This window comes from Edaphobacter sp. HDX4, from assembly GCF_036877565.1.
Taxonomy (GTDB): domain Bacteria; phylum Acidobacteriota; class Terriglobia; order Terriglobales; family Acidobacteriaceae; genus Edaphobacter.
Genome location: NZ_JAEDXW010000016.1, coordinates 69193 through 82024, shown reverse-complemented (window position 1 = coordinate 82024; position 12832 = coordinate 69193). Strand labels below are relative to the sequence as shown.

The 12832-nt window shown below is 56.3% G+C and carries 10 protein-coding genes; 4 read left to right on the top strand and 6 right to left on the bottom strand.

Going from position 1 to position 12832, the window contains the following annotated elements:
- Positions 1 to 51: 51 nt before the first annotated feature.
- The 4 genes from JAO29_RS15680 to JAO29_RS15665 all read left to right on the top strand — a co-directional run bounded on the left by JAO29_RS15680 (position 52) and on the right by JAO29_RS15665 (position 5652).
- Positions 52 to 1137 carry a LacI family DNA-binding transcriptional regulator gene (locus JAO29_RS15680; protein ID WP_334269188.1) on the top strand — a complete coding sequence of 362 codons (1086 nt, stop codon included), beginning with the start codon at positions 52 to 54 and terminating at the stop codon, positions 1135 to 1137.
- 141 nt (positions 1138 to 1278) lie between these two features.
- Positions 1279 to 2739, top strand: a complete 1461-nt coding sequence (locus tag JAO29_RS15675) for a sugar ABC transporter ATP-binding protein (RefSeq protein ID WP_334269187.1) — start codon at positions 1279 to 1281, stop codon at positions 2737 to 2739.
- On the top strand, positions 2736 to 3686 hold the full coding sequence (locus tag JAO29_RS15670; protein ID WP_334269186.1) for an ABC transporter permease: 951 nt from the start codon (positions 2736 to 2738) through the stop codon (positions 3684 to 3686). The genes JAO29_RS15675 and JAO29_RS15670 overlap by 4 nt, the downstream gene beginning before the upstream one ends.
- Before the next feature lie 31 nt (positions 3687 to 3717).
- A complete protein-coding gene (locus JAO29_RS15665) occupies positions 3718 to 5652 on the top strand; it encodes an ABC transporter permease/substrate-binding protein (protein ID WP_334269185.1) in 1935 nt (644 codons plus the stop codon).
- Positions 5653 to 5658: 6 nt separating this feature from the next.
- Here the strand turns inward: JAO29_RS15665 and JAO29_RS15660 are convergent, their stop codons facing one another.
- From JAO29_RS15660 to JAO29_RS15635, 6 genes are all read right to left on the bottom strand, one after another.
- Positions 5659 to 6729 carry an aldose 1-epimerase family protein gene (locus tag JAO29_RS15660; protein WP_334269184.1) on the bottom strand — a complete coding sequence of 357 codons (1071 nt, stop codon included), beginning with the start codon at positions 6727 to 6729 and terminating at the stop codon, positions 5659 to 5661.
- A 100-nt stretch (positions 6730 to 6829) separates the two neighbouring features.
- The gene (locus JAO29_RS15655) at positions 6830 to 7714 is read right to left on the bottom strand and encodes a 3-keto-disaccharide hydrolase (RefSeq protein ID WP_334269183.1); all 885 of its coding nucleotides are present in this window, start codon (positions 7712 to 7714) and stop codon (positions 6830 to 6832) included.
- Between the two features lie 32 nt (positions 7715 to 7746).
- A complete protein-coding gene (locus tag JAO29_RS15650; protein WP_334269182.1) occupies positions 7747 to 8892 on the bottom strand; it encodes a Gfo/Idh/MocA family protein in 1146 nt (381 codons plus the stop codon).
- A 4-nt stretch (positions 8893 to 8896) separates the two neighbouring features.
- Positions 8897 to 9937: a sugar phosphate isomerase/epimerase family protein gene (locus JAO29_RS15645; protein ID WP_334269181.1), complete on the bottom strand. Its 1041-nt coding sequence runs from the start codon at positions 9935 to 9937 to the stop codon at positions 8897 to 8899.
- 21 nt (positions 9938 to 9958) lie between these two features.
- Positions 9959 to 11089 carry a hypothetical protein gene (locus JAO29_RS15640; RefSeq protein WP_334269180.1) on the bottom strand — a complete coding sequence of 377 codons (1131 nt, stop codon included), beginning with the start codon at positions 11087 to 11089 and terminating at the stop codon, positions 9959 to 9961.
- 159 nt (positions 11090 to 11248) lie between these two features.
- A complete protein-coding gene (locus JAO29_RS15635) occupies positions 11249 to 12799 on the bottom strand; it encodes a hypothetical protein (RefSeq protein ID WP_334269179.1) in 1551 nt (516 codons plus the stop codon).
- Between the last annotated feature and the right edge of the window lie 33 nt (positions 12800 to 12832).

Sequence of the window (12832 nt, the reverse complement as noted above, 5' to 3'; positions counted from 1 at the left end):
CCGCAGACAAGAACGAAAGCCTAATTAACCCTTCATGTAGGATTTGTCATTATGCCGCCAACCCAAAAGGAATTAGCCAAGTTAGCTGGCGTTTCTGCAGGCACTGTTTCCAACGTCATCAGTGGGTCCACAAAGGTCAGTGAACGATCGAGGCAAAAGGTGCTGGAGGCGATTCGAGTCCTCAACTACCAGCCGAACCTGATTGCCCGCAGCCTGAAGACGAATCGTACGCGAACGCTGGGAATCGTAGTTCCAGACATCACAATTCCCTTCTTCCCGAAGATCATCCGAGGCGCCGAGTGCGCTGCGCGGGAACACGGCTACTTTCTCATCGTTCTTGACTCGGAAGGAAGCCCGGAGCGCGAGGCTGAGATGATTGCGCTGCTGCGCGCACAGAGAATCGAAGGCATGCTGTTGGTGACGGCCAGCGGGGGAGAACTGACTCCCGAGACCTGGAATGCGATCAGTTCGGCTTTTCCGGTGGTCTGCCTGGATCGGCTGCCCGTCGATCTCGATGTGGATTCAGTATGTGTCGACGACTGTGGTGCAGCAGAGATGGCCATCTCCCACCTGATGAGCCGAGGACACCGCGAGATTGCAATCATCACAGGTCCCTTGAACCTTCGGAACGAGCAGGAGCGGGTGCGTGGCTACCGACAGGCCTTGCAGAAGAATGGCCTCGCCGTACAACGATCGTTGATCTGGAATGGGAGCTTCGAACAGGATGAGGTCGCGCGGCTGTGCCAGAACGGTATGCTTCGCCCTACAGGGAAACCTACAGCGCTGTTTGCGACCAACGGGGTTACGGGGCTGGCTGCACTTAGGAGTCTTTACAGCGTGGGGCTGAGCACACCGGATGATTTCGCATTCGTCACGTTCGATGAGGTTACGGCGGAAGACTTCTTCCAGCCGGGCATTACTTCGGTGGTGCAACCTACCTTCGACATGGGATATAGGGCGGTCGAAATGCTGCTGGAGCGAATTGAGGAGACGGAGAAGAATGGCAAGCGGAAGAGAGTGCATCTGCCGGCGACGCTTACGGTCCGCAATTCGTCGAGTTCAGCGTCGCGTCTCGCGGAGAGTGAAGCAGATAGCGTTCGCAAATCCTCGCGTGGACGAGTCAGTGCAACTCGTTGACAGTCAGAATGATTTGTCGATAGTGTGAGACGTCTCAGGCGGACACATAAGCCTGACAAGGAATCCTTCTCCGCGCCAATGACCATGAATTGCCTTCTTCGCGCGACCGCAATCACCAAAAGCTTTGCCGGAGTGCGGGCTTTGAAGAACGTCTCTTTCGAACTGGCTGAGGGCGAGGTTCATGCTCTTGTCGGTGAAAATGGCGCCGGAAAGTCTACCCTCACCAGGATTGTTACCGGCGCACTGGAACCGGACGCGGGCGAACTTGTGATCTGTGGAAACAGGATTACAAACCACACGCCACGACAGGCACGCGAGCTGGGAGTGGCCGCGATTCACCAGCAGCCGCTTCTTTTTCCCCATCTGAGCGTAGCGGAGAACATCGCGCTGGCGCTTGAGAACGACACCGCGGGATGGAGAGTTGATTGGAAGAAGCGGTATTCGCAGGCGAAGGAGCTTCTGCATCAGGTTGGAACTGAGCTCGACCCGAGACGGCTGGCGGGTTCACTCAGTATGGCCGAACAGCAGATTGTAGAGATTGCCAAGGCGATTGGTGCAAGGGCCAGGATACTGCTGATGGACGAGCCCACGGCGCTGCTGACGGACCGAGAGGTCGACCACCTGTTCCAGCTCATCCGGCAATTTCGACAGGGAGGTGCAGGGGTCGTTTACATCTCGCATCGACTGGAAGAGATTCAGTCGATCGCTGACCGCATCACCGTGCTGCGGGATGGCAGCACAATCGCCTGTAAAGATGCGGCAGGGGTCGAACGTGGAGAGCTTATCGAGCTGATGGTAGGCCGCTCCCTGGCTTCGATCTTTCCGAAGCGTACGGTTCAAAAAGGTCAGAATGCACTCGAGGTCCGTAAGCTTGCGAACCGGTCGCTGGAGCTGCATGACGTGTCATTCGCCGTCAGGCGAGGAGAGATTCTGGGCATGGCAGGTCTGGTGGGATCGGGACGGACAGAGCTTGCGAGGACGCTGTTTGGACTGTCCCCTATCGCTTCGGATATCTATCTGAACGGTGAACCGGTGCAGATCGATTCGCCGGCAAAGGCAATCCGGCTCGGCATCGGCTACCTGCCGGAAGATCGCAGGCAGCATGGCCTGGTTCTGGATATGGGACTGGCAGAGAACATCAGCATGGCCAGCCTGGACCAGGTATCTCGTTGGGGATTGATCGAGAGACGCAAGGAGATCGGGCAAGGTGTGAGCTATGTTCGCGACCTACGCATCAAGGCTGCTGACGTGTCGGTGGCGGCGAGAACTTTGTCAGGCGGCAACCAGCAGAAGGTTGCTCTGGCGCGCTGGCTGGCGATCAAGCCCGGGATCATGATCCTGGATGAGCCTACCCAAGGCGTTGATGTCGGTTCGAAATCAGAGATCCATGAACTGATCGTGCAGATGGCGGAGCGAGGTGTAGCCATTATCCTGATTTCGTCTGAGCTTCCGGAGATTCTCGGCATGTGTGACCGGGTTGCGGTCTTCCGCGAAAAGACAATTGTCGGAACACTGTCGCGGGAGGAGGCTACCCAGGCGAAGATTATGGCTTTGGCCTTCGGCCACGAAGTTTCCCTCTCTCACCAGAGAGGAGAGGCATGAGCAACCGAGTAAGAGAGATAGGGCTTCTATTCACCATCGGCGCGCTGATGCTGCTGCTTGCCTGGAAGACGACAGGATTCTTCACGGCTGCGAACCTGACGGATCTCTTTCTTGCAAACATGCCGGTGATGATCATTGCGGTGGGAATGATGATGATCATTCTGACCGGAGAGATCGACATCTCAGTGGGCTCGATCTTTGCAATCTCCAGTGTGGTAATGGGTCAGTGCGCTAAGAGCGGACTTCCGGTTTTCATCAGCGCTCTCATCGCGTGCGCTGTGGGAGCGACCTGGGGTGCATTAAACGGAGGACTGATCGCATACATCCGGATTCCGTCCATCGTTGCCACCCTGGCAACCATGGTTGCGCTTCGTGATGGTCTGCGATGGTATACGCAGGGAGCCTGGATCCAGGGGCTCCCGATGCGGTTTCAGTGGTTCGGACTTCCACAGCAGGCTTTTACTGGCCTGTGCCTGGTTGCTGTGATCGTGCTGGTGTGCGCGACAGCTTTGGGACTGAGATATGTGCGTACAGGAAGGGCTATCATCGCGACCGGATCGAGTAAAGCGGCCGCTCGTGCTGCGGGTATCGATACGCAGCTGGTTATCTTCGGTGTATTCGTGGCGACAGGCGCGCTTTCCGGGCTGGCAGCCGTCTTGAACTCTGTGCGCTTCAATCAAATCCCCAGCAATTCCGGCCTTGGCCTAGAACTGAAGGTAATTGCGGCCGTCGCTGTCGGAGGAGCCACAATAACCGGCGGTTCCGCAACTATGACGGGTACGGTTCTGGGCGTCACCTTGCTGAGTTGTATCGGCCCCGCCCTCACCTTTCTCGGAATCAATGCCTACTGGGAGAAGGCAATTCAGGGAGCGATCATTCTGATTGCGGTCGCAGTAGACACCCTCCACATCTACCGTAAAGACAATGCACAGACACTTGCGGCTTAGGCCAAGACTCTCGGGAATTCAGTGGGCTCTCGTGGCTGCACTTCTGCTGGAAGGCGTTCTCTTCAGCATCCTGTCGCCTGCATTTCTTACTTGGGCGAACCTGATGGAGATTCTTCGCTTCAGTGTCGAGTTGGGGCTGCTGGCAGTCGCTCTTACGCCTGTGCTGATTACCGGAGGCATCGATCTTTCGGTGGGATCAACCATTGGCCTGGTGGCAGTCACATTTGGAATGACGTGGCAGAATCTGCACCTTCCGCTTCCAGCCGCGCTCGCGCTCGCACTGGCCGTTGGATGTTTGTGCGGTTTGATAAACGCGGCTCTGATCGCATACCTGAATCTTCCCTCACTGATCATCACGCTGGGAACGTACTCGCTCTATCGAGGAGCCGCTGAAGGTTTCACCCGGGCGTCTGTAAGTGTCACCGGATTCCCGGCGAGATTCCTATTCCTGGGGCAGGGATACATCTGGAGCATCCCTGTTCAGGTCTTCCTCTTCCTGTTTTTTATCCTCTTCTATGCCGTGCTTCTGCACTGCTCGAAGATCGGTCGAGCGCTCTACGCCATCGGTTTGAATGCCGAGGGCGCACGGTATGCAGGGATTCCGGTCAAACGCTATCTTGCGTTGGTCTACCTGCTATCCGGGGCCGTCTCCGGCATCGCGGCCATTATTTATGTCTCGCATCTCGGCCTCGCCAAGTCGGACCTTGGGACCGGCTTTGAGTTGCAGGCGATAACGGCGATCGTCATCGGCGGGACATCCGTCTTCGGGGGCCGAGGCGACCTCTTTGGAAGCGTACTCGGTCTCCTCTTTTTGTGCGTGCTGCAGAATGGGCTGCACCTGTTGGCGGCTCCTTCGGAGGCTACTGGCGTCCTGACAGGGCTGCTGCTGATTGGAGTGGTGGCGGTCGATCTACTCAACGATAGATTCCAGCGATTTTCTCAGTACTGGTCGATGAGAAAACGCCCTCTGGCCGTGGCGGTCGGGGCGGCCGTTGCTGTCATGGTTGTCGTTGTGGCTGGCTTGCTACATTCGTCGAGACGGAAAACTGACGCGGGAGCAGATCATCGAGCCGTAATCGCTGTTATGCCCAAGGCGAAAGGGGATCCATACTTCATCAGTGCTCGTGCGGGGGCGGAGGAAGCAGCGCGGCAGCTGGGCGTTGACCTGATATGGGATGGACCGACAAGCCTGGATGCATCAATGCAGAACGAGCTTGTTGAGAGCTGGATTACGCGTGGCGTCAATGCCATCGTGGTCGCCGTCGAGAACAAAGGCAGCATCTCCACCGTTCTGCGAAAAGCAAGAGAGCACCACATCGCTGTGCTTACCTGGGATGCCGATGCCGAGCGCAATGCGCGCGACTACTTCCTGAACCAGGCCACTCCAGAGGACATTGCGAACACGCTGGCGGATGAAGGAGCGCGTTTGTTGCACAATCGAGGAGAATTCGCGATCATCACCGGAGCGCTGAGCGCAGAGAACCAGAACGAATGGATTCGATTCATCAAAGCCAGGATGGCCGAAAAATATCCTGAGATGACACTGGCCACAGTGTTGCCAAGCGATGACGATCGCGATAAGGCGTTCTCTCAGACACAAAACATCATGAAGGTATATCCCGAGGTGAAACTGGTCATCGCCATCTCTGCTCCGGCCGTACCGGGTGCTGCCGAGGCTGTACAACAGTCGGGAGGCGGAGTGGACGTGATTGGGCTTTCACTGCCCAGCATATGCAGGCCCTACATCCACAATGGCGTAGTCCAGAGCATTGTGCTGTGGAACACAAGAGATCTGGGGTATCTCACAGTCTATGCGGGGTGGCTTGATTCACAGAAAGAGATAGCTCCGGACGCAACCGCAATCTCTGCAGGGAGGCTGGGAAAACTGGATGTTCGTGGAAGTCAGATTATTCTTGGCAAACCCATGATCATCAACAAGAGCAATATCGATCGTCTCAACTTCTAACACAGCTCAGGAGTGCTTTGGTGAAGTTGCCTGAATGGCTTCCTTGACTCTTTTTTCGTTATCGAGCACCTGCAACTGCACACTGAACTCCTTACTTTCTCCCGGCTCGAGGCTCTGAAGAGAGCCCTGGCTGCGCTCATGCTGCCTTCCACGCGTGTTGCAGTTTGCCGGTTCCAGTCCAAGAACGAAATGGTTGGCTGCCGTCATCTTCCAGTGATTGAATTTTGGCAGCGTACGCGAATCATAGGTCATCGCGACTCCGTAATCGGGCTCTTCCTGATCACTCACCAGAACTACCGTAGTTTTGCCGGAGCTTCCTCCGTCCATCTCGTGGAAGTAGACCTTTTCTCCAAGTCCCATCTCAGGAGAGTCGAAGAGGTTCCATTGATCCACAGTCGCTTGTGAAAAATCATCAATCGGCTCAACCTTCACAGAAGGTGCATAGATCTTTGACCGCGGGGTCAGTAAGGGAAAGCCGAAATTGAAGTGATAGAGAATCATCAGAGGTGTAGTGCGAACGCCTTGATTCTCCACCACATCATGGATCGCGATAGAAGCTGTGTTCAGCGAAGTTGTGATCGTACGATGTAGGACCAGATTGGGCCCATGCACGGAAGCTTCGCGGATCTTCCCTGAGATGCGGAAGGAGCAATCGTCCTGCTGCCAATCTTCGGTCCAGGACACACCTTCTGCCGGGGTATTGGAGATTGAACCATGCAGACCAAGCGCCTCGCCCTGATCGTTCGAAGGCGCGCCAGCCGTGGACAGGCCGCACGTTGTCAGAAGCCCTCCCGCAAATCCTTTGAGCCACTCAAGACTTCGATTCGAATAGTAGGCGGGGTGGACCATTCCCGTTGGAGAGTGCCAGCACAGAGAGCGGCCGCGAAAGCTGGCCTCATAGATATCCATGCCTTTATCCGGAACGACCCAGAACTCCAACCCTCGAGCGGTGCGAACACGGAGTGTGCCGGTGCCCTTTGCCTTTCCATCTGCATGGACAAAGTGAGAGATGCCCCCGATCTGTGACAGACGTCCGATGTGACTCAGCAGATCTTCACGGAACTTACCTTGGCGCATCTTGTCACTCTCCTCGCCGGCATTCTGGCAGACGGCACGCTCTTCGGGTACGTCAGCCCCGGACAACTCTATCCGATTCCGCGCCGCAGCGGTGCAGAGATCAAGGCAGTTTCTTCAACCAGATGTTGCGATGAGAGATCTTTACGTCGCCGCCCCCTTCGATCTCAAAAGCAAGAAGGCCCTTCGCCTTATAAAATTTCGGGTCGGTATCGACCAGAACTGCCATCACGTGACCATTCACGATGTGCGTCAGGGTGTGACCGTCAGCGATAATTTCAACCTGGTTCCACTCGCCCGGTTTGATGAATGCCTTCAGTTCATCTGAAGTTCCCAGTGTCGCCAGCAACTGAGGTTTCCTGTTGGGTTCGGTGGCGACCACCTGACCGCGCCACGCAATAATCCCGCGGGGACTGTCCTGCTCATACAACTGACCGGTGTAGCGGTTGTTGTAGTCGAAGTCCCCCTGATAGCCCGTCAAATTCCACTTGGCGTGCTTTTGCAGCAGTGCCTGATTGTTCTCAAATCTCTCTTTCTGTTGTGGAGTCATCTGGGCGAGCCGATCAGGTGGAATCTGATGCTGCTGTGGAGGCACACTTTCGCTGCGATACTGAATGCCTCCGTTTGCACCTGACCCTTCGAGCTTCATCTCCACCTTGAGCATGAAGTTGCCTACCTCTCCACCTCTCCAGATGACATTGGTGGTTCCAGAGGGATGGGCATCGCTTGAGACGCCGACGATGGAACCATCTTCTACATGCCACACATCAGAGGGACCGTCCCAGTTGTTGAGGGTCTGCCCGTCAAAGATCTGCGTCCACCCCTGGTGATCGTTGAAGTCGATCGGCTCGGGCTGCACAAAGCGGCTGCCACCCGCCGGAGGGGTAGCAGGCTTTTGAGCTGCTGCCGTTGAAAGGCCCGAAATCCCGAGGCAGGCGAGGGCCAGTATGGCAGGTGTGATGGAGCGCGATCCGGTGCTATTCGACATATGCTTCTCCTTGAAGGACGAGGTGGAGGTCATCAGGCGAGGGGAATCGACTCCCACTGTTTCGTCTTTGCTGACCTGAGAACAGCATCCGTGACGTAATCCACGGCGAGACCGTCCTTGAACGTTGGCGCTGCCTCGCGATTTTCGCCGACCGCAGTGAGGAAGTCCGCCACCTGGTGAATGAATGTATGTTCGTAACCGATCTGCAGTCCGGGAACCCACCAGTGCTTCATGTAAGGGTGGTCGCCGTCGGTGATGTGGATGCTCTTCCATCCTCGTAGACGGCTTTCATCGCGGTGGTCAAAGTATTCCAGACGGTGAAGATCGTGCAGGTCCCAGCGTGCCGAAGCTTGTTCCCCGTTAATTTCGAGCGTGAACAGCGCCTTGTGTCCGCGGGCATAACGGGTGGCTTCAAACATGGCCGTAGATCCATTCTGAAAGCGACCGATAAAGGAGCTTGCATCGTCGATCGTGACCGGCTGCATCGTATTCGTCAGGCTGTGTTTGCGCTCTTTGATGAAGGTCTCAGTCATGGCTGCGACCTCGGTGAGGGAGCCGTTCAGCCAGAGAGCCATATCGATATTGTGCGCTAAGAGATCTCCGGTAACGCCGCTGCCAGCCACCGATGAGTCCAGACGCCACAGGCCCTCTCCTCCTTGCGGAAGATCCTGAGAGATTGTCCAGTCCTGAAGAAACTGCGAGCGGTAATGGAAGATCCGGCCAAATCGTCCTTCAGCCAGGAGATCCTTCAGCAGCATGAGAGCCGGAACACGGCGGTAGTTATACCAGACCATGTTCGGACTCTTCGACGCTGCAACTGCGTCCGCCATCGCCTTGCCTTCCTCGGCTGTCCGTCCCAGAGGTTTCTCGCACAGGATCATCTTCCCAGCTTGGGAGGCAGCGATCGCGATCTCAGCATGCGTATCGTTGGGGCTTGCGATATCGATCAGGTCGATGTCACTTCGCTGCACGAGGGCACGCCAGTCCGTCTCAATGGACTGATAGCCCCAGTTTTCGGCGAAGCCCTTTGCGCGATCCGCATTCCGTGCGCAGACGGCTTTAAGTACAGGCTGATAGGGAAGGTCGAAGAATCTCGGAGCCTGAAGATAAGCGTTCGAATGAGTTCGGCCCATGAAACCATATCCAACGAGGCCTACATTAAGGGTCTTCTTTGCCATGAAATTAGTCCCACCCGTGCGCATTACGAACAGCGATCAACGTCTTCAACACTTCGCGCCAGGTGTCGGGAGACGTCATCGTCTTGTTGGAGAACATGCAACCGTCCCAACAGATATGCTGAAAGGCACGCGTTGGGTTCCCGTTCTTATCTCGCATCCAGAGGCCAGCCACTTTGACGATGTCCATCTTGCCGTTCGGATCGTTGGCTGGACAATGGCGGCCAGTCTTGTCATGCGAACCGCTGCCGTGAACCGTGCCATCGTTCTGGGCAACGTGGAAATCGATCGTCCAGGGGCGAAGAGCGTCAGTCAGTTTCGTCAGGGCTGCCATGAGAACATCCTGATTAGACCAGTCGAAGTTTTCGGGCAGGAGGCGATCTTCCGGCGCGTTATAGCCCAGCGTGTAGAGCAGGGAGTGGGCCATGTCGGCCTGAAACCCAACCGTCTGCGGGCGATCGACCGTCTCAAGAAGCTCGACCATATGCTTCCAGCCATGCATTCCGCCCCAGCAGATCTCGCCTTCGGCCGCTAGACGCTCGCCGTATCCTTCAGCCACATTTGCAGCTTCGCGGAAGGTTTCGGCGATCTTTTTGGTGTTTCCTTTAGGATCTTTCGCCCACTCCACAGGGCTCGTCGCGGAATCGATCCGGATGACGCCGTAGTGGCGAACGCCAAGATCACGGAAGGTCTTCGCCATCTCGCAGGTCTTTCGTACCTGCGTGATGAAGCTATCTCGTTCCGACTGCGATCCCATAGCGGAGCCGCCTCCCGTAGGAGGCCAGACGGGAGCCACCAGAGAACCAACGACGAGATTACGCGCCGCGATGCGATCTGCGGTTCGCTGCAGATCCTCCTTCGTGGAGTCGATGTCGATGTGAGGGAGAGAGGCGAAGAGATCGACACCATCGAACCTCAGTCCATCGACCTCGGCAGAGGCCGTCAGATCGAGCATGGTCTCAAGGTCGATGGGCGGTTCGGAGTCGGGCCCCTTGCCCACAAGACCGGGCCACATCGCATTATGAATTGCAGGCTTTGTGTTCTGCATGCTGGTATCCATAGAGATTCCTTACTTCTTCACCAGGGATGCGGCATCAGGATTTGCCGGTCCAAAGTGCTTGAGCATGACCAGAGGATCGGAGGAGCTGTGATTTTCGATCACGATTCCCTCTCGGGCCACAGCGGCTGTTACGAAGAACTCATCTTCTGTCATCTGACCAAAGCGGATCATCGATGGCGTCGATGCGGTCTGATTACCCAGGCGCCCGTGGCCCTGGGTGACGATAACGCCGTAAGCTTCACTGTCCTTGATCGTAACCGCCTGTCGCGGCAGAACCGTCAACTCCTTGGCAGAGTAGAAGGGTGTCCCATAGGTGACCCAGACCTCGCGATATCCCTGCTCCTTCATCTCTTCCTCAGACCTGACTGCCTTGGGGAAGGTCTTATTGGACTTCGCGAATTCGGGATTAACGTTGGCATCCCAATCCAGCATGCTGATCAGGTAATCGATGTCCTTGTTGAACTCCGATTTCACATCCTTGGTCAACAGCTCCCAATCCACGATGCGGCCTTCCACCTCCGACTGGAACATGGCGAAGACGTCGCTGTTTACCTGAGGCTCGTAAGTCACGAGCGAACCCGGGGCGTGGAGGATTCCAGGATTGATCTGCCAGCCTTCGCCGGGTATAAGCCGATAGGCCCGAGCGTAGGCAAGGATGCCATTGTCACCCTGGTGCCACTTCTCCAGGCATCGACGAATGTCGTCCTTGGTTGTTCCAGGCTCCAACCCCATGTAGGTATGGGGGAAGTTGTTGTGAATCTGATTGTACTGAGGTGGGAAGTAGTAGGCCTCAGGCTTGCCCTTCTGGCCTACGAGGCTGGCAAACTCTTCGGTCTGATGCATGTGATGGGGGATCGGCCCCATGTTGTCGAAGAACTTGCACAACAGATTCCACCCGCCTTCACGTTCCATTACATCGGCGCCGAGCAGGAGGTCTCCTGCCGCTTCAACCGCCTCCTTAAGAAGGAACTTCTCCCCTTGCTCAGGATTGACGTAGCTCAGGCCCTCGTCCGGAAGCGTGTGTGGTCCATTGGAAGCCTTCGTTGTCGAGGAGAACCAACGCTCGTTGATTCCGCCTCGATGACCCCCAAAGGCGTAGAGGTCGTCGGGATGAAGCTTCAAACGGCGACCTGGAATCATAAAGGATCGGGGTACCCAACATGGAGCCAGCTTTAAAACTCCACCAGATGCATTGACTACTTCTTCTACGCGGGCTCGATTTACCATCTCAGACGCTTCCTTATCTTTAAACTTTTGCCTGTCATGCGGACATGAGTGGGGCCATACCGCAGCTTCGATCTAGTGCTCCATCCCAATTCCAAAGGAGTAGAGCGTGTTGTCGTGAGTGACAAAGAACGCATGGCCGTCTCCCACCGCCACACCGGCCATATGAGCATAGGTTTTCACATCGTCACCGCTCGAATAAAGCTCTTTACCCGTGGCTGCGTCGAGCACATACAAGACAGCATGATTGGAGGCGTCGCCCTGCGAAAGCGCGATGACGAGACCGTTGGCAACGACCGGAGGCGCAGGATTGACGAGATCCCGCGATGACCACGCCGGCGCCAGAGTCATCTTGCCTGCAGTGCTCTCCAGCTTGAAAGCTACGATGCTTCCGTGGGGCGCTGCTCCGTTACCATCCGGAAACTTCGCGGAGGAACTGAGCGGGCCGGGGACGGAAGCCAGCACCCAGGTCACGCCGGAATCCTGCCAGCTCGCAAGCGCAGCGATGGTGTCTTCCTTCGCCTCAGATAAAGAAGACGTGGAGGCGAGAGGCGTCTTGTGATCAGAGCCGCCAAGTGAGGCTGCATCCAGCAGAACATAGCTTCCATCCTTGCCGGGAGCAACCAGAAGATTCTTGCCATCCTGCATGAAAGCAACAGGGGTGACATTCTGCAAACGATCTGCACCCTCCGGGGTGTACCAGTCTTTCACCTTCGCATCCGGGCCAAGCGCTACGACACTGTTGGCGTGAACATCTCCGCTCTGCCCCGATGCTCCGGGACCTGTGACGACGTAGGCAGTATTCTCAGCGATGGTCGGGCCCATCGCGACAAGGGGAGGAACCGACCCTGTCTTGTAACCTGCAACCGGATACTCCGCGTTGCTCATATCGACTGCCCAGACCGCATTTTCGGCACCCGCGCATCCGGACCGGGTCGCCGTATACATCGTCTTCCCGTCGAGAGCGAGACCCAGGGGGATACCTGCAGCTCCGGGAAGAAACTTCACGGGCGGCGCAAAATCAGCCCCTGTAGCGATCACCTGCTCATGAAGATATCCATCACTGGTGAGAACGAAGATACCTTTGAGACCGAAGCCTCCTCCTCCAGGAGAGATACCGACTCGTCGTTCGGACACCTTCATGGGAGGCTGCGGTTTAGGTGGCGGAGAACCTGCCGGCCGCCGGGCACGAAAGTTGATTACCAGCGGCGCTTCGGCAACGGCGCTCAGATTGGAAGGACCGCAGGGAGAAGAAGCACTATCGTAATGCTTCGTCCAGAGCACAGTTCCCAGTTCCGAATCGACAGCATACAGATTCTCGCTGTCCGCCCAAAGGGCAAAATCCTTGAAGCCTTTTGCATTGATCAGGCGCGGAACTAGTAACGGTTCGCTATAGGCAGGCGAATCCTTTGTCGGCGCAGTTCCAAGCTGAATCTTCCAAAGGAACTTGAACTTTCCCGAAAGGTTCTCTTTGGACATGATGGTCTCGGCTTTTTGCCAGCCATTGTGTTCCATATTATTTCGTGGAGAAGTCCAGTTTCCGATCGCCTGCCCTGTAACGGGCGTCAAACAGACGAATGCCGCGGCGAACGAAAATCCAATTGTGAGACCAAACCATTTCTTCATCTGAAGACGTCCTCGATTCGTTTCCTGTGTCCA